We start from the raw sequence: 15,545 nt of genomic DNA, 5'->3' as shown, positions 1-15,545 counted from the left end.
CCAGGCCGGGGCTCTGTCGTTTTGGCCGTGAGCGACTGACGGAGCCGACGTCAGCCTTCGGGCCCGGGGCGCCACAGCGGCCATGCCGCCTTCACGCGGCCGAAGCCGCCGCGAGTTCGTTGATGCGACGCTGCAGCTCGGCGACCTCGCCGCTGAGACGAAGCAGGGCCTGTCCCGATTCGTGCGGCAGGTCTGCCGCCGAGAGCAACGCCCCGTCGGGGCCGAGGAGTTGGGGCGGCAGCCTCGACAGCATCTCGTTGATGGCGCCGATGGCCGCCCGGATCTGATCCTGAAGCGCCTCGTCTTCGTCGCGGACCTTGGCCGCCAGGTCGAGATCGCCGTTGTGCAGCATGGAAAATCTCACAAGTTCTTGAACCCGGGCCATGATCTTCCGCCGCTCCGCCCTGCGCGATTGGGCTGGACTGCGCAGAAGTCTCGGCACTACGTAGGCCGGCGCGACGCGTGGCGCCGAAAGCACAGCGGGACTTACGCACGGGCGCGAGGCGACTTCGCCTTAAATTCGCCGGACTGCGACACGCTTTTCGCCTTCGAGCAACTTGGGGTAATCCGAGTGAGAACGGTTCGTTTACGCTGATCCGCCAAGGATCGGTCTGACGTCCCCCTCACCCTTTGGGCAGCAGATCCGCATCATGAGCGCTTTCAAGATTTCTCGCCGCGATTTCGCCTTGACGGGCCTGGCGACCCTCATGGCCGCCTCGTCCGGCGCGTTCTCGACCGCCTTTGCGCAGAGCGCCTTCGACCAGGCCGAGTGGAAGCAGAACTACGACGCCGCGACCAGCCTCAAGGTTGTCCGCTCGTCCACGCCCGTCCTCTCGCCCCTGACTCTCCAGGCCACCGAGCAGGCGATCGAGAGCTACCGCCAGATCGTCTCACAGGGCGGCTTCCCCGAGATGCCGGCCGCCAACCTCAAGCTCGGCTCCAAGGGCCCGGCCGTGGCCGCGCTGCGCCGCCGGCTGATCGCCTCCGGCGACCTCAACCAGGCGGCCGGCGGCTCGCCCATCTTCGACAGCTTCGTGGAGGCGGGCGTGAAGCGCTTCCAGGAGCGCCACGGCCTGATGCCGACCGGCATCGTGAACCAGAACACCGTGACGGCCATGAACGTCCCGGCCGCGGTGCGCCTGCGCCAGCTTGAGACCAACGTGGTGCGCCTGCGCAGCTACGCCGGCAACCTGGGCGAGCGCTTCGTTGTCGCGAACATCCCGGCCGCGCTGGTCGAGACCGTCGAGAACGGCCAGGTCATGACCCGCCACGCCGCCGGCGTCGGCAAGATCGACCGCCAGTCGCCGGTGATGACGACCCGCGCGACCGACATCAACTTCAACCCCTTCTGGACGGTCCCCGCCTCGATCATCAAGAAGGACCTGATCCCGAAGATGCAGGCGGATCCGAACTACCTGACCGACAACAAGATCCGCATCTACAACAAGGCCGGGCAGGAGATCGCCCCGAGCGCCATCAACTGGCGCTCGGACGAGGCGACCCACTACATGTTCCGCCAGGATCCGGGCGGCGACTTCAACTCGCTCGGCGTGGTGCGCATCAACATCGGCAACCCTTACGGCGTGTACATGCACGACACGCCCGCCAAGGGCATCTTCGGCGACGACTTCCGCTTCGTCTCGTCGGGCTGCATGCGCGTCCAGAACGTCCGCGACTACGTGACCTGGCTGCTGAAGGACACCCCCGGCTGGACCCGCGAGCAGATCGACGCGGCCATCGAGTCGGGCCAGCGCGTCGACGCCCGTCTGGCGCAGCCGGTTCCGGTGTACTGGGTCTACATCACGGCCTGGGCCACCCCGGAGGGCATCGTCCAGTTCCGCGACGACATCTACAACAAGGACGGCCTCGGCGGCGCGCCGGTCGCCTCCATGGCCTCCAGCCAGATCGGCGGCCCCGAGGAGGAGATGCAGTAAGCATCCCGCTCGCACCGTTTTCGCGAAAGGCGGCCTCGGGCCGCCTTTCTGCGTTTCGGGGCCCAGTCACCCCCCGATCAGGCCCTTGATGCGCGCCGCGGTCATGGGCAGTTCGCGGCAGCGCACGCCGACGGCGTCCGCGATGGCGTTGCCGATCGCCGCGGCTGCCGGGCCCTGCGTGGCCTCGCCCGTTCCCAGGAAAGGTTGGCCGGGCCTGTCAATGATGTGCACCTCGACGCGCCGCGGCAGGGCCGGGAAGCGCAGGATGGGGTAGGTGCTCCAGTCCCGGCTGAGAATGCGCCGGGGTTCGTACTGGACCTCCTCGTAGAGGCTCCAGCTGGCGGACTGGATGATCCCGCCCTCGATCTGGTTGCGGATGCCGTCCGGGTTCACGGCCTCGCCGCTGTCCACGGCGGCCACCGCCCGCAGGAGGCGCACGCCGCCGGTCTCCCGGTCCACGGACACCTCCATGGCGACCGCCGCATAGGCGCCCAGGTTCTTGTAGCGCGCGAAGGCGAAGCCGCGGCCGCGGCCCGACTCCCTCGTCGCGTTAGCGCTCCACCCGAAGGCCTCCGCCGCCTTCTGGACCACGTCGCGCCCGCGAGCGTCCTTCAGGTGCTTGAGCCGGAACGCGACCGGGTCCTCCCGCGCCGCCGCCGCCGCTTCGTCCATCAGGCTCTCGATGGCGAACACGTTGTGGTAGGCGCCGAGACCCCGCATGGCGGAAACGCGCAGCGGCATCTCGGGCACGAAGTGGTGCACGATGCTCTGGCTGGGAAAGTCGTAGAGCGGGATGGCGTTGCGGTCTCCGCCGCCCTCGGGCTGGGGCAGCGGCTGCGGCGGGCCGGGCTGGAAGGCCTTCTCCAGCATCTGCGCCGAGAGCAACTGCCCGGCGCCGGGCGGCCGGGTGGAATGCGTGTTGCTGCGCACCTCGTAGCGCCAGTCCACGATGCGCCCGGACCCGTCCAGCGCCACCGCGCCGCGGCTCGTCATGACCGGCCCGTAGGGCTCGAAGCGGTGCTCGTCCTCGCGCATGTACTGGATGCGCACCGGGCGCCCCGGCATCGCCCGGGCCAGCAGGGCGGCGTCCGCCGCCGCGTCGTCAGCGCCGTTGTGGCCGTAGCAGCCGGAGCCCTCGACATGGATGCAGCGCACCTTGTCCTCGGGCAGCGAAAGCATCTCCGCCACGGCCTTGCGCAGCGGGAACATGCCCTGCGCATGGGTCCACAGCGTGAGCGCCCCGTCCTGCATCTGGGCCACCGCGCAGGACGGCCCGATGGAGCCGTGGAGCTGGTAGTTGCGCCGGTACTCCGCCTCGATCGTATGAACGGCGGCGGCGGGGGGCGCCTGCTTCTGGTTGATGGTGGTCGTGTCGGCCTTGAGGCCGGCGAGCGTCTCGAAGATCCGGGTCTTCTCGGGGAGGGCGGTCGGCTGGCTCCAGCGGGTCGCCGCCGCGAGGGCGCGCATGGCGGTGACCGCCTGCCACTCCTTTTCGGCGATCACGGCGAGCCAGTCGCCGTCCCGCGCCACCTTGAGCACGCCTGGCATGCGCTCGACGGCGCCGGCATCCACCGCCTCGAGCTTGGCCCCGGGCGAGGGCGGGCGCACCACGCGCCCGTGGACCATGCCCGGGAGCCGGAGGTCCTGCACATAGGCAGGGCCGCCGGCCACCTTGTTGGGGATGTCCACGCGCCGGACCGGCTTGCCCATGATGCGGCGCTGGTCGAGGGGCTTCAGCCTGGAGTTCGGGGTGGCCGGAATGTGCAGCTCCGAGCCGACCACCAGCTCGCCATAGCGGACCGACTGTCCGTCGGGCGCGACCACCTTGCCGTCCTGCGCCTTCAGGTCCTGGGCGGCGACGGCGAAGCGGGCTGAGGCGAGCTGAAGGAGCATCTCCCGGACCTGAGCGCTGGCGTGCAGGATCGCCGTGCCGCTGTCCTGCATGGAGTGGCTGCCCGCCGTGAAGCCCTCGTTCACGGTGCGGGCCGTGTCGGCGGTCACGAGCGTGATCCGGCCCATGTCCACGTCGAGCTGCTCGGCCGCGATCTGCAGCAGGGCGGTCTTGATGCCCTGTCCGAGCTCGGCCTTGCCGGTGAACAGCGTGATGCTGTCGTCCGAGCCGATGCGGATCCAGGCGTCGAGGTTGGGATCCACCTTGAGGCTGCCGGGCAGGGGCGCGGGCGACTTCGGCTCGCGGCCGATGTTCTGCGGCGGCTGGACCTGGTCCTGGGCGAAGGCGCTGCGGGCGAGGCTGAAGGAGACCACGAGCGCGCCGGCGCCGGCGAGCGCCGCGCGGCGGGTGAGGGCGGGGCAGTCCGGGAGGGTCATCACAGGGCTCCCCTCTGGCTGCGGCTCGCTTCCTTGCGGGAGGACGCGCGCCGGATGGCCGCCACGATGCGCATGTGGGCGCCGCAGCGGCACAAGTTGGGGCTCATGTGCTCCAGGATCTCGTCGTCGGTCGGCGACGGGTTGCGGGCCAGCAGGGTGTGGGCCCGCATCACCATGCCGGCGATGCAATAGCCGCACTGGGCGGCCTGCTCGTCGATGAAGGCCTGCTGCAGCGGTCCGGGCTTGTCCGGCGAACCCAGGCCCTCCACGGTGGTGATCTCGCGCCCGGCCAGCAGCCCCACGGGCAGCAGGCACGAGAAGGCCGGCGCGCCGTCGATCGCCACCGTGCAGGCCCCGCACTGGCCGAGGCCGCAGCCGAACTTGGCGCCGTTCAGCTGCAGGTCCTCGCGCAGCACATAAAGGAGGGGCGTCTCGGGCGCCGCGTCCACTTGGCGGACGGCGCCGTTCACCTTCAGCTCGACCATGCTGGCCTCCCGTTTTCGTTATTGCGCCGTGGCCCAGGCCTTGGGCGCGACGGCGGGCGCCGGGGCGGGGCCCTCGGGCTGGTTCATGAGCCGCCGCGCTGCCGCGGTCGGATCGGGCCAGGGCGGCAGGTCCGTGAAGCGCGCCCGCAGGTAGCGCGCGAGGTCGCCGAGTTGCTGGGGCGTCAGGCTGCCGGCGAAGCCTGGCATGATCGGACCGAAGCCGCCGGCCGGCGTGCGGATGCCATGCAGCGCCACCCGCAGCACATTGTCCGGGGTCGGCGCGAACAGCGACGTGTGCTGCGCGAGGTTCTGCACGGTGAACGGGACCTGCGCCCCCGTCTCGTGGCATTGCGCGCACACGCCCTTGAACACGTCGCGGCCGCGGGCCAGGCCGGCGTCGTCGCCGAGGTCCGGCTCGGGCCGGGACAGCAACACTTCCAGGCGCACCTTCTTGCCCACGTCCGGCTGGCCGAAATGGCTCGCGATGTAGACGGCGATCGCCTTGACGTCGGCATCCGGCGCCTTGGCGAGGTTGGCCGTCACAGCCGCCATGGGGCCCACCGCGCCGCCGTGCCGGTCGTCCCACGAGCGCAGATAGGCTGTCAGCCGCTCGGCGTCCCAGGGCTCCAGCGCCGGGGTCGAGCCGTTGAGCGGCGGCGCCCACCAGCCCTCGGCGTCGCCGCCGTCGAACCGCGCCTTGCTGTTCTCGCCGCCCCACTTGGTGCGCGGCGTGTGGCATGCGCCGCAATGGGCGAGCGCCTCCACCAGGTAGGCCCCGCGGCTCCACTCGTCGCTCTGCCGCGGATCGGGCTTGAAGGGCTTGTCGTCCAGGTAGAGCCAATTCCAGAAGGTGACCAGGCCGCGGATGCTGTAGGGGAAGCGCAGCCTGTTCTCCGGCGTCTGAGCCCGCACGGGCTGCCGCGTCATGACGAAGGCGTAGAGCGCCTTGAGGTCGTCATCCGTGAGCTTGGCGAAGTGGTTGTACGGGAAAGCCGGATACAGCCGATTCCCGGCCTGGTCGGTTCCCTCGCGCATGGCGCGTTCGAAGGCGGCGAAGGACCAGCGGCCGATGCCGGTGTCCGGATCGGGCGTGATGTTCGTGCCGTGGATCACGCCGAACGGCGTTTCGAGCGCCACGCCGCCGGCATAGGCGGGTCCGTTCGGGGCGGTGTGGCACGATGCGCAGTCGCCGATGGCGGCCAGCGTCGCGCCCCGGCGCACCTGGGCGTCGTCGAAGCTCTGGCGGCGTGGCGGATCGACGGGCTTCAACGGCCTGGATTGCAGGAAGGTCAGGCCGAATCCAACGAGGGCGACGACGATCAGAAGCGTGACGAGGTGGCCGAATCGCATGCGCAGGCTCCGCCAGGCGCGCGCCGCGCCCGGGCTCGACCGAACAACCCCGGCCGTCGCCGGGGGGTTCCTCCCCGCACGCGCCGTGGCGTGCGTCCCGGAACCAACACCAGCGCCGCTCATTGGCTTTCGGACACTCAGACAGCGGAGACAAGGATGAGCCAGGATCGCGCACCGGCGCCCGGCGAGATGGGCGGCGCGCTCAACCAGAACCAGCAATCCGGGGCCAACCAGAACGCCGAGGCGCCCGGGGGACAGACGCGCAAGGGCCCGCCCGGCCATCAGGGTCCAGTCGGCGGCGGACGCGAGAACGCAGACATGCGCCGCCGCGGCGCAGGCAAGGACACCGCCGACGAAAGGGTCGCCGGAGAGCGGGACTAAGCTGCGGACTAGTGCTTCAGCCCGACCCCTTCGGGCTGAAGCTGAGCGGCGCCATTAGGATTTCGTTAAAGGCGCGCTGTTGCACTCGTGTGAGTTGCAAGGAGTGCGCCCGATGACGCGAATGGACTCCATGCTCAGCAAGACCTTCCAAAGCCGGCGCAAGATCGCGAGGCCGCCGGCCGTGCAATATCACCCGGCGCGCCGACTGGGCTTCGCCATCGGCGCGGTTCCGGCCGCGGCCGCCGCGGGGCTTCTGATCGGCGAACTCATCAAGCTCATGCGCTGAAGAGCGGGCCGTGTGGATCAATCGACCAGCGTGAGCTGGTGATCCTTGCACACGTCCATGCTCGACCCGGAGATCTCCAGCTCGTCCTCGTAGCTGCCGAGGATGTCGAAGAGGCACTCGCCTTTCTTGGCCGGGACGGTGAGCACGATGCTCTTGCCCGGCGCGAGCGGCTTCTTGAGCAGATTCGATCCGCCGGTGTCCGCTCCAGGCGGGAGGAAGCCCAGGCTGGTGATCGCCACCGATCGCTTGTTGGTGACCGTGATCTTCAGCGCGCCGCCCTTCGCCTTGGGAGCCGCCTCGGCCGCGGCCGAATAAGCCAGCGCGCAGAGCATGCCTGTCACCGCCAGCAAGAGCCCGCTTCGCCGCATCACCTATCCTCCAGCCGCCAACGGCTCCCATGCGGAGATTCAGGCCGGGACGCCGCGCCGTCAAGCAAGCCAAGCACCAGCTTCGGAGCGGGTTCCATCGCCTCGATCAAGCCGGTCGGGCTGCGAGTTGGAACAATTGCCGACGGGTGGCGTTCACCTCTCACAGTCAGCAAGTGACGCAAGGTCAAGGAGGACAACGATGACCTACGATCCTAACGACGTCAATCGCCGGGTCACTGACGATACTCTCGCCCCGCGGACGGATACGACGGGAACCTACAACCGTCCGCCGAGCAATACAGGCGTGATCGGCGCGATCATTGGCGTGCTGGCCGTCGTGGCGGTCGTGTTCTTTGTCTGGCGCGGCTACGAGGGCAACGACAACATGACCACTGGGACGACCGCCAACCACGGCGCTGCCACCAGCACGACGTCGCCGGCCCCGGCTCCTGCTCCGGCCAACCCGGCTCCGGCCAATCCGACCCCGGCGGCCCCGAAGGCCCCATAATTTGAGTTCAGATCCGCGGAGGCCTCACGGCTTCCGCGCCGCCGGCCGCAAGCGTTTCGCATCCGCTTCGAGGCCAGGAAGGCGGCCGCCCCCCGGGGCGGCCGTTTTCGCATCCAACTCGGCCGGAAATGCGGGTCAGAAGCGCTCGGCGACCAGTTCGCCCTCAGCCTCCTCGGACGTGGAGCGGCCCGCCGCCTTGCGCAGCATGGGGATGATGTCGCGGGCCTGCTCGGCCACGAGGTAGTTGACCTCGAACCCCGGGCGGACGAAGCCCTGTTCCCGCATATGCGCCAGCAGGGACAGGAACGGGCGCCAGAAGCCGGCGATGTCCGCGACGAGGATCGGCTTCCTGTGCTGGCCCAGCTGAGACCACGTCATCTGCTCGACGAGCTCCTCCAGGGTGCCCACCCCGCCGGGCAGGGCCACGAAGGCGTCGGCCTTGTCGAACATCATCTGCTTTCGGGTATGCATGTCGGGCACGACGACCAATTCCTGGGCGTCGGCGATCATCAGTTCGCGCGCTCGTAGGAATTCGGGAATGATGCCCGTGACGTGTCCGCCATGGTCGAGGACGGCCCGCGCCACCGTGCCCATCAGGCCGACGTTGCCGCCCCCGTACACCAGCGCGATGTTCTCCTGCGCCATCATGCGCCCGAGATCGCGGGCGGCTTGCGCGAAGGCCGAATCGTTTCCGTGGCCGGATCCACAGTAGACGCAAATCGATCTTATCTCAGTCATCAGGGTATGTTGCATTGCACTTTCACGAGGTCAATCGCGGCCAACCAAGGTCTTCCCGCCCGATTCTATTCGCTATGCGCCTCGCTTCCGAATTGCTATTTTGTTTCAAGGGTGGCGTTCAGGACGAGTGCAGATGGTGGGGTGGGTGAAAGGGGCCGCGTTGGTGATCGGGTTCGCGGCCGTCGGCGCGGCGATCGCAGTGTTCGGTCTGCCGACCAACCTGACGCGCAACGCTTCCGTGACCACGTCCGTTCCGAGCGCGGCTCCGGCGGGATTGGGCGGCAGCATGACATCGGTCCAGACCGCGCCTTCCCCAAGTGGCGCGCCGGCCGCCGGACAGGCCAGCCAGGAAGCCAAGGCGCCCCCATCAGCGCCGCAGATCGCTTCGCTCTCGACGCAGGAACCAGCCAAGCCGACACCCAAGGTTTCGCCCGAAGCGCCCGCCGTCCCGAGCTTCGATGTGGTTCGGGTGGAGCCGGCCGGCGACTCCGTCGTGGCCGGGCGCGCGGCGCCTGGGTCCACGGTCGAGCTTCTCCGCAACGGGCAGGCGCTGGACCGGGCCGCCGTGGATGCGAGCGGCCGTTTCGCCATGACTCCGCCGCGCCTTCCGGCGGGCGCGCATGACCTCACCCTGCAGGTGACCCTGCCGGACGGAACCCGCCAGGTCTCCACCCAGAGCGTGACGGTGTCCGTGCCCGACACTCCGACCGGCGAGGTCGTGGTCGCCCTGACCGCGCCCGACAAGCCCACCGAGATCCTGTCGCGCACGCCGCCCGCCAATCCGGCTCCGAACGCCCCGGCGGGCGTCAATCCGCCGGCGAAGCTCGCTTCCGCCGCTCCGGCCCCGGGCGCAGGCCCACGCTCGCGCGTGTTGCTGCAGACGGTCGAGGCGGAGGAGGGCGGCAAGCTCTTCGCCACCGGTCAGGCCGCCGCAGGCGCCTCGGTGCGGCTCTACCTGAACGACACGTTCCTGGCGACCGCCAAGGCCGGCACCGACGGGAAGTGGTCCTTCACCATCAGCAAGGGCCTGGAGCCCGGGGCCTACAAGGTGCGGGTGGACGACGTCGACTCGTCCGACGGAAAAGTCCTGTCCCGGGCCGAGGCCCCGTTCGACTACACGGCCAAGGTGGCGGCGCTCGGCAACTTGGGCGCGGTTGCGGCCGTGACGCCCACGGGACCCGCCGTGGCCAGCGCCGAGGGCCGGTCCTTGCCGGCCCAGTCGACGCCGGGCCAGGCCACTGGAGCGACCGGCGGAGGCAAGCCGGCCCAGGTCGCCGCCACGGCCGCCACGGAGGGGGCCAACGTCGTGGTGCCGGAGATCCGCACCACCATGGTGGGGCGTGGCGACAGCCTGTGGCGCATCAGCAAGAAGATCTACGGCAAGGGCCAGCGCTACACCGTGATCTACGACGCCAACCAGGCCCAGATCCGCGACGCCGACCTGATCTATCCCGGCCAACTCTTCGTGCTGCCTGGAGATCGCACGAACTGACGGCTTCGAGGCTGTGCCGGCGCAGGGTGCACAAGGAGCCGAAGCGGCCTATATAAGGCCGACCTTGTTTGGACTCCTGTGATGAATGTGATGTCGCCGCCGCCCTCCGGCCGGAGCGCGGCTCCCGCGCCTCATGCGGGCCGCCTGGCGCCTGGCCGCATTTCGGCCGAGAAAGGCAAGCTCTCCTCCACGGTCCGGGGGCTCTGGCCTTACATCTGGCCCTCCGACCGCGCGGACCTGCGCATGCGCATCGTCTGGGCGACGGTGCTGCTGTTCGTCGCCAAGTTCGTGACCGTCGGGGTGCCTTTCACCTTCAAGTGGGTCACCGATGCGCTGATCCCGCCCGGGCCCAACGGCCCGCCGAGCAGCGTGCCCATCGCGGCGCTCGCCGCCGCTCCCGTCATCCTGACCCTGATCTATGGCCTCGCCCGGGCCCTGATGGCCCTGCTGACGCAGTGGCGCGACGCCATGTTCGCAACCGTGTCGATGCACGCCGTGCGGCGACTGGCGATCGAGGTCTTCGAGCACATGCACCAGCTGTCCCTGCGCTTCCACCTGGAGCGCAAGACAGGCGGCCTGACGCGCGTGCTGGAGAGGGGCCGCAACGGCATCGAGACCATCGTCCGCATGGTGATGCTCACGGGCTTCCCGACGGTGGTCGAGTTCGCCCTGATCCTGGGCATCCTGGTCTACCAGTTCGACTGGCGCTACGCGCTCGTCACCGCGCTGATGATCGCGGCCTACATGTGGTACACCCGCAAGGCGACCGACTGGCGCATCGGCATCCGTCGCAACATGAACGAGAGCGACACCGATGCGAACACCAAGGCGGTGGACAGCCTGCTCAACTACGAGACCGTGAAGTATTTCGGCTCGGAGGAGCGCGAGGCGGCCCGCTACGACAAGTCGATGGAGCGCTACGAGCGCGCCAGCATCAAGTCCTATACCTCGCTTGCGGTGCTCAACGCCGGCCAGGCCGCCATCTTCACGCTCGGCCTCACGGCCTGCATGGTCATGGTGGTCTACGGCATCCGGTCGGGCCGCCACACGGTGGGCGACCTGGTGATGATCAACGCCATGCTGATCCAGCTCTACCAGCCGTTGAACTTCATGGGCATGGTGTACCGCGAGATCAAGCAGGCCGTGATCGACATCGAGGCGCTGTTCGACATCCTCGATCGCGAGCCCGAGATCGCCGACAGGCCCGGGGCGCAGCCGCTGGCCGTCGCGGCCGGGACGGTCCGCTTCGAGAACGTGCAGTTCGCCTATGTGCCCGAGCGGCCGATCCTGCGGGGCGTCAGCTTCGAGGCGCCGGCCGGCAAGACGATCGCCATCGTCGGACCCTCCGGGGCCGGCAAGTCGACCATCTCGCGCCTGCTGTTCCGGTTCTACGAGCCGCAGTCCGGCCGCATCACCATCGACGGCCAGGACATCGCCGAGATCACCCAGAAGAGCCTGCGCGCCTCGATCGGCATGGTCCCGCAGGACACGGTGCTGTTCAACGACACCATCGGCTACAACGTGCGCTATGGCCGCTGGGACGCCACGGAGGAGGAGGTGCACAACGCCGCCGCCCTGGCGCAGATCGACGGGTTCATCCGCTCGCTGCCGGAAGGCTACGACACCAGCGTCGGCGAACGCGGCCTGAAGCTGTCAGGAGGCGAGAAGCAGCGCGTGGCCATCGCCCGCACCATCCTGAAGGGCCCGCCCATCCTGGTGCTGGACGAGGCCACCTCGGCCCTCGACAGCTTCACCGAGAAGGACATCCAGGACGCCCTGGAGCGCGTATCGCGCGGCCGCACGACCCTGGTGATCGCCCATCGGCTGTCCACGGTGATCAACGCCGACGAGATCATCGTGCTCGACAAGGGCGTCATCGCCGAGCGCGGCACGCATTCGGAGCTGCTCGACAAGGACGGCCTCTACGCGGCCCTCTGGAACCGCCAGCGCGAGGCCGACGAGGCGCGCGAGAAGCTCGAGCGGACGCGGGCGGAGGAAGCGCGGGTGGAGAAGGCCGGAGCGGGCGTGGCGTGAGGCGCCCGGGCGGGCCTCACACCTCCTCGTCTTCCTCGTCCCGGGGATCAACCGGCACGGCGTAGACGCCGTTGAGCCAGCGCGACAGGTCGATGTCGGCGCAGCGCTTGGAGCAGAAGGGGCGGTACTTCAGTTCCGTCGGCTTGCCGCAGATCGGGCAGGCGCCGGCCGCCGTGGGCGGCGCGGCGTCGTTGGCGGGCGCCGGCGGGGCAGGGGGCTTGGGATCGTCAGGCATATTTCAGCGTCAGTCCGCCATCCACGATGAGTTCGAGGCCGGTGACGTATCGGCTCTCGTCGCTGGCGAGGAAGAGCGCGGCGTTTGCGACGTCCCAGCCCTCGCCCTGGCGGCCCATGGGCACCTGGGAGGCGCGCCTGCGCCACATCTCCTCGACGTCGCCGTCGGCGTAGGTCGCGGCGAGGCCGGCCGAGTGCGCCACCATGGGCGTCTTCATCAATCCGGGGAGGACGGCGTTCACCCGGATGTTCTGCGCCGCATACTGCACGGCCGTGGTCTTGGTGAGGTGGTTCAGCGCCGCTTTCGAGGCGTAGTAGGTGGCGTACGGCACGCCCGTCCAGCGGATGGAGGCCACGGACGAGATGTTGACGATGGACCCGCCGCCCTGGCGCTCCATGACCGGTATCACGCGCTTCATGGTCAGGTAGGCGCTCTTCAGGTTCACGGCGAAGACGCGGTCCCACTCGGCCTCGTCCACTTCGACCACGCCGCCGACCTCGGCGATGCCGACGTTGTTGTCGAGCACGTCTATCCGTCCGAAGGCGGCCAGCGAGGCCTCCACCACGGCGTCGATGTCGGCGAGCCGCGTCACGTTGGCCTGCAGGGCGATCGCCTCGCCGCCCTCGCCGCGGATGATCTCGGCCGTCTCCTCGGCCGCGGCCAGGTTGATGTCGACGCAGGCGACCCGGGCGCCCTCGCGCGCGAAGGTGACGGCGGTGGCCTTGCCGTTGCCCCAGCCCGGCCCCACGGAGCCTGCCCCCACCACAACCGCGGCCTTGCCCTTCAGACGGTCCGCCATGACGTCTCCTGCCCTTTGCCGGTTAGCGACGGAGCCTGACGGCGTGCTCGCCCGGCTCCGTTTCCAGGACACTGCCGTAAGGGTTCCTGGCCGGCCCGTCTAGGCGAGGGCGGGCCTCAGATGCTGTTCAGCCACGACATTTGGACAGGGTAGCCCTCGCCCGCGAGCAGGGCTGAGGCCTCGTAGAGCGGCAGGCCGACGACGCTGGAATAAGAGCCGACCAGCTTGGTCACGAAGGCGGCGGCGCGGCCCTGGACGGCGTAGCCGCCCGCCTTTCCGCGCCACTCACCGGAGGCGAGATAGGCCTCGATGTCGTTGCGGGACAGGTGCTTGAACGACACCCGCGTCTCAACCAGCCGCTCGCGGAAGCCGCCCTTCGGGGTGACTACGCACAGGCCCGTATAGACCCGGTGCCCGCGGCCGGAGAGCAGGCGCAGGCACTGCGCGGCCTCTTCCAGGTGCTCGGGCTTGGGCAGGATGCGGGAACCGCGCGCCACCACGGTGTCGGCGGCCACGATGAACGCGCCCTGGAGGTCGTCGCGGGTCCTGGTGACCGTGAGCGCGCGCTCGGCCTTCTCGCGGGCCAGCCGTCGCGCCAGCGCCTTGGGACGCTCGCCCTTGAGCGGGGACTCGTCCACGTCGCTGGGCAGGAGTTCGTCCGGCTCGAGGCCGATCTGCTGCAGCAGCGCCAGGCGGCGCGGCGAGGCGGACGCCAGCACGAGCTTCGGCCGCCAGTCTTTTTCAGCTGCCAAGGGGCGCTCCGGTCTGCGGCCGGCCCCTGCGGCCGCCGTCGCGGCGGGACCGTAGTCGAATCGCGGCGGGTTGTGAACGCCCGCGCGGCCGCCCGAGGCTCAGATCTCGCCCGCAGGCTCCGCAGGCGTCGGCGCCTGGGCGGCCAGCTTGGCCTTGGCGTCCTGGCGCTCGCGCGCCCGGTACTTGGAGACGCCAAGCGGGATCAGCCCGAGATACACGAGGGTGATCACCAGCAGCACCTGGAAGGTGTGGATGAACAGCAGCGTCACAAACAGAGCGATGGCGAGCAGCAGCGGGATCGCCCACTCGCGTGGCACCCGGCTGCCCAGCGTCTTGCCGGCGTAGGTCGGGATCCGGCTCACCATCATCAGCGCGACGAACAGCGCGTAGATGGCCTCCAGCACCACGAATCCGGCCGGGCGCTCGATGCCGACGAGGTGGATGTAGACGGGCAGCAGCCCCGCGAGCGCCCCCGCCGGCGCGGGGATGCCCACGAAGAAGTTCTTCTGCCAGTCCGGCCGCATCGGGTCGTCGATCATGACGTTGAAGCGCGCCAGCCGCAGCGCGCAGGCCATGGCGAACGCCAGCGACACCAGCCAGCCGAAGGAGGGCAGGTTGTGCAGGCTGTAGGTGTACAGGATCATGGCCGGGGCCACGCCGAAGCTGACGAAATCGGCCAGCGAATCGAGCTCGGCCCCGAAGCGCGAGGTTCCCTTGAGCAGCCGGGCGAGGCGGCCGTCCAGCCCGTCGAGCACCGCCGCGATCAGGATGAAGATGACGGCGCGGTCGAGCTTGTCGTCGCCCTCGATGGCCAGCCGCATGGCGGTGAGGCCGGAGCACAGCGACAGGAGGGTGACGAGGTTCGGCAGCAGCACGCGCATCGGCACGGGCTTGAAGCGCCGCCGGCGCGGCTCGTCGCCGGGATTGTAGGGTGGAAACAGGTCCGTCATGCGCGCCGCAGCATAAAGCAGGAGATGCCGAACGCGAGCGCGTTCTCGATTAGAGGGTGGAGAAGCTCCGGCCCGGGTCGGCCGCCCGCGCGTCCGCAAGCACGGTTTCGCCTGCAACCGCCTTCTGGCCCTCGCCGACAAGCGGCAGCACGCCTTCCGGCAGGTACACGTCGACCCGCGAACCGAAGCGGATGAGCCCGAAGCGCTCGCCCACGGCCAGCGACTCGCCTTCGCGTGCGAAGGGCACGATGCGCCGCGCGATGAGCCCGGCGATCTGCACCACCCCGTAGCGGCCGGTCAGGCTCTCGATCACGAGCCCGTTGCGCTCGTTGTCGTCGCTCGCCTTGTGCAGTTCCGCGTTCAGGAACAGGCCCGGCCGGTAGACCATCTTCACGATCCGCCCCGACACCGGCATGCGGTTCACGTGGCAGTCGAACACGTTCATGAAGACGGAGATGCGCGTCAGGGGGGTGTCGGACAGCCCCAGCTCCGGCGGCGGCACGCAGGCGATGATCTGCGAGATCCGGCCGTCGGCCGGCGAGATCACCAGCCCCTCGCGCACCGGCACGGTGCGGGGCGGATCGCGGAAGAAGTAGGCGCACCACGCGGTCAGGATCCAGCCGATCCAGCCCAGCGGCCCCCAGATCCAGCCCAGGATCAGCGCCGCCACCGCGAAGATGGCGATAAACGGCCAGCCCTCCCGGTGAATGGGCGTGGCCTGCCGGCGGATGGACTTCACGATGGACATGCGGAACGGCTTCCTTGTGACGCGCCGCAGTTGTCACGCCCCGGCCCGCCCGGTCAAGTGAGGGGAAGGACGCAGGGCCTCGGCGGCGACCGCCGGGCGCGCAGAGACCGGCGTTGGCCGGGGCAAGCCGGGCCATGACGGGTTGAGNCCGCCGGG

17 protein-coding genes are annotated in these 15,545 nt (G+C 69.6%); 6 read left to right on the top strand and 11 right to left on the bottom strand.

The genetic code is table 11. The features are described from left to right. Positions 1–91 precede the first annotated feature (91 nt). Positions 92–352 (bottom strand): hypothetical protein, encoded by a 261-nt coding sequence (locus SLNSH_RS22525; RefSeq protein WP_106340224.1) that lies wholly within the window; start codon positions 350–352, stop codon positions 92–94. 298 nt (positions 353–650) lie between these two features. Between SLNSH_RS22525 and SLNSH_RS22520 the strand changes: the two genes are divergently transcribed. After that, positions 651–1,934, top strand: a complete 1,284-nt coding sequence (locus SLNSH_RS22520) for a L,D-transpeptidase family protein (protein ID WP_106340222.1) — start codon at positions 651–653, stop codon at positions 1,932–1,934. A gap of 66 nt (positions 1,935–2,000) precedes the next feature. On the opposite strand, the gene SLNSH_RS22515 is transcribed toward SLNSH_RS22520, so the two are convergent. The 3 genes from SLNSH_RS22515 to SLNSH_RS22505 are packed head-to-tail and all read right to left on the bottom strand — an operon-like array spanning position 2,001 to position 6,097. Next, positions 2,001–4,262 carry a xanthine dehydrogenase family protein molybdopterin-binding subunit gene (locus SLNSH_RS22515; protein ID WP_106340220.1) on the bottom strand — a complete coding sequence of 754 codons (2,262 nt, stop codon included), beginning with the start codon at positions 4,260–4,262 and terminating at the stop codon, positions 2,001–2,003. Beyond that, on the bottom strand, positions 4,262–4,747 hold the full coding sequence (locus SLNSH_RS22510) for a (2Fe-2S)-binding protein (protein WP_106340218.1): 486 nt from the start codon (positions 4,745–4,747) through the stop codon (positions 4,262–4,264). The genes SLNSH_RS22515 and SLNSH_RS22510 overlap by 1 nt, the downstream gene beginning before the upstream one ends. Before the next feature lie 18 nt (positions 4,748–4,765). Then, the gene (locus SLNSH_RS22505; protein ID WP_158266859.1) at positions 4,766–6,097 is read right to left on the bottom strand and encodes a c-type cytochrome; all 1,332 of its coding nucleotides are present in this window, start codon (positions 6,095–6,097) and stop codon (positions 4,766–4,768) included. 156 nt (positions 6,098–6,253) lie between these two features. On the opposite strand from SLNSH_RS22505, the gene SLNSH_RS25025 reads away from it, so the two are divergent. Continuing rightward, complete coding sequence (locus SLNSH_RS25025) at positions 6,254–6,478, top strand: hypothetical protein (RefSeq protein WP_158266858.1); 225 nt, start codon at positions 6,254–6,256, stop codon at positions 6,476–6,478. A gap of 112 nt (positions 6,479–6,590) precedes the next feature. Further along, positions 6,591–6,764 (top strand): hypothetical protein, encoded by a 174-nt coding sequence (locus SLNSH_RS25020; protein ID WP_158266857.1) that lies wholly within the window; start codon positions 6,591–6,593, stop codon positions 6,762–6,764. 17 nt (positions 6,765–6,781) lie between these two features. On the opposite strand, the gene SLNSH_RS22500 is transcribed toward SLNSH_RS25020, so the two are convergent. After that, complete coding sequence (locus tag SLNSH_RS22500) at positions 6,782–7,132, bottom strand: hypothetical protein (RefSeq protein ID WP_106340214.1); 351 nt, start codon at positions 7,130–7,132, stop codon at positions 6,782–6,784. Between the two features lie 199 nt (positions 7,133–7,331). Here SLNSH_RS22500 and SLNSH_RS22495 point away from each other — a divergent pair, with 199 nt between their 5' ends. Beyond that, positions 7,332–7,640: a hypothetical protein gene (locus SLNSH_RS22495; protein ID WP_106340212.1), complete on the top strand. Its 309-nt coding sequence runs from the start codon at positions 7,332–7,334 to the stop codon at positions 7,638–7,640. A gap of 135 nt (positions 7,641–7,775) precedes the next feature. Here SLNSH_RS22495 and SLNSH_RS22490 read toward each other — a convergent pair whose 3' ends face one another. Next, positions 7,776–8,378, bottom strand: coding sequence for an LOG family protein (locus tag SLNSH_RS22490; RefSeq protein WP_106340230.1), 603 nt, complete (start codon positions 8,376–8,378; stop codon positions 7,776–7,778). A 133-nt stretch (positions 8,379–8,511) separates the two neighbouring features. On the opposite strand from SLNSH_RS22490, the gene SLNSH_RS22485 reads away from it, so the two are divergent. Both SLNSH_RS22485 and SLNSH_RS22480 read left to right on the top strand, forming a co-directional pair. Continuing rightward, complete coding sequence (locus SLNSH_RS22485) at positions 8,512–9,870, top strand: LysM peptidoglycan-binding domain-containing protein (protein WP_106340210.1); 1,359 nt, start codon at positions 8,512–8,514, stop codon at positions 9,868–9,870. A 90-nt stretch (positions 9,871–9,960) separates the two neighbouring features. Continuing rightward, positions 9,961–11,904, top strand: coding sequence for an ABCB family ABC transporter ATP-binding protein/permease (locus SLNSH_RS22480; protein WP_106340228.1), 1,944 nt, complete (start codon positions 9,961–9,963; stop codon positions 11,902–11,904). A 16-nt stretch (positions 11,905–11,920) separates the two neighbouring features. Here the strand turns inward: SLNSH_RS22480 and SLNSH_RS22475 are convergent, their stop codons facing one another. The 5 genes from SLNSH_RS22475 to SLNSH_RS22455 form a co-directional block, all read right to left on the bottom strand. After that, a complete protein-coding gene (locus SLNSH_RS22475; protein WP_106340208.1) occupies positions 11,921–12,139 on the bottom strand; it encodes a DNA gyrase inhibitor YacG in 219 nt (72 codons plus the stop codon). Then, positions 12,132–12,938: an SDR family NAD(P)-dependent oxidoreductase gene (locus SLNSH_RS22470; RefSeq protein ID WP_106340206.1), complete on the bottom strand. Its 807-nt coding sequence runs from the start codon at positions 12,936–12,938 to the stop codon at positions 12,132–12,134. Before SLNSH_RS22470 ends, SLNSH_RS22475 begins: the two co-directional genes overlap by 8 nt. A 116-nt stretch (positions 12,939–13,054) precedes the next feature. Next, complete coding sequence (locus tag SLNSH_RS22465) at positions 13,055–13,690, bottom strand: Maf-like protein (protein ID WP_106340204.1); 636 nt, start codon at positions 13,688–13,690, stop codon at positions 13,055–13,057. Between the two features lie 99 nt (positions 13,691–13,789). After that, positions 13,790–14,641, bottom strand: a complete 852-nt coding sequence (pssA, locus tag SLNSH_RS22460) for a CDP-diacylglycerol--serine O-phosphatidyltransferase (protein WP_106340202.1) — start codon at positions 14,639–14,641, stop codon at positions 13,790–13,792. Positions 14,642–14,690: 49 nt separating this feature from the next. After that, the gene (locus SLNSH_RS22455) at positions 14,691–15,389 is read right to left on the bottom strand and encodes a phosphatidylserine decarboxylase (protein WP_106340200.1); all 699 of its coding nucleotides are present in this window, start codon (positions 15,387–15,389) and stop codon (positions 14,691–14,693) included. Between the last annotated feature and the right edge of the window lie 156 nt (positions 15,390–15,545).

It is taken from the genome of Alsobacter soli (genome assembly GCF_003004785.1).
Lineage (GTDB): Bacteria > Pseudomonadota > Alphaproteobacteria > Rhizobiales > Beijerinckiaceae > Alsobacter > Alsobacter soli.
This window is presented reverse-complemented; position numbering and strand designations above follow the sequence as displayed.

Bases quoted from the DNA above. Each gene is read 5' to 3' on its own strand.
- SLNSH_RS22525 (WP_106340224.1), bottom strand. From the start codon at position 352: ATGCTGCACAACGGCGATCTCGACCTGGCGGCCAAGGTCCGCGACGAA.
- SLNSH_RS22520 (WP_106340222.1), top strand. From the start codon at position 651: ATGAGCGCTTTCAAGATTTCTCGCCGCGATTTCGCCTTGACGGGCCTG.
- SLNSH_RS22515 (WP_106340220.1), bottom strand. From the start codon at position 4,262: ATGACCCTCCCGGACTGCCCCGCCCTCACCCGCCGCGCGGCGCTCGCC.
- SLNSH_RS22510 (WP_106340218.1), bottom strand. From the start codon at position 4,747: ATGGTCGAGCTGAAGGTGAACGGCGCCGTCCGCCAAGTGGACGCGGCG.
- SLNSH_RS22505 (WP_158266859.1), bottom strand. From the start codon at position 6,097: ATGCGATTCGGCCACCTCGTCACGCTTCTGATCGTCGTCGCCCTCGTT.
- SLNSH_RS25025 (WP_158266858.1), top strand. From the start codon at position 6,254: ATGAGCCAGGATCGCGCACCGGCGCCCGGCGAGATGGGCGGCGCGCTC.
- SLNSH_RS25020 (WP_158266857.1), top strand. From the start codon at position 6,591: ATGACGCGAATGGACTCCATGCTCAGCAAGACCTTCCAAAGCCGGCGC.
- SLNSH_RS22500 (WP_106340214.1), bottom strand. From the start codon at position 7,132: ATGCGGCGAAGCGGGCTCTTGCTGGCGGTGACAGGCATGCTCTGCGCG.
- SLNSH_RS22495 (WP_106340212.1), top strand. From the start codon at position 7,332: ATGACCTACGATCCTAACGACGTCAATCGCCGGGTCACTGACGATACT.
- SLNSH_RS22490 (WP_106340230.1), bottom strand. From the start codon at position 8,378: ATGACTGAGATAAGATCGATTTGCGTCTACTGTGGATCCGGCCACGGA.
- SLNSH_RS22485 (WP_106340210.1), top strand. From the start codon at position 8,512: ATGGTGGGGTGGGTGAAAGGGGCCGCGTTGGTGATCGGGTTCGCGGCC.
- SLNSH_RS22480 (WP_106340228.1), top strand. From the start codon at position 9,961: ATGTCGCCGCCGCCCTCCGGCCGGAGCGCGGCTCCCGCGCCTCATGCG.
- SLNSH_RS22475 (WP_106340208.1), bottom strand. From the start codon at position 12,139: ATGCCTGACGATCCCAAGCCCCCTGCCCCGCCGGCGCCCGCCAACGAC.
- SLNSH_RS22470 (WP_106340206.1), bottom strand. From the start codon at position 12,938: ATGGCGGACCGTCTGAAGGGCAAGGCCGCGGTTGTGGTGGGGGCAGGC.
- pssA (WP_106340202.1), bottom strand. From the start codon at position 14,641: ATGACGGACCTGTTTCCACCCTACAATCCCGGCGACGAGCCGCGCCGG.
- SLNSH_RS22455 (WP_106340200.1), bottom strand. From the start codon at position 15,389: ATGTCCATCGTGAAGTCCATCCGCCGGCAGGCCACGCCCATTCACCGG.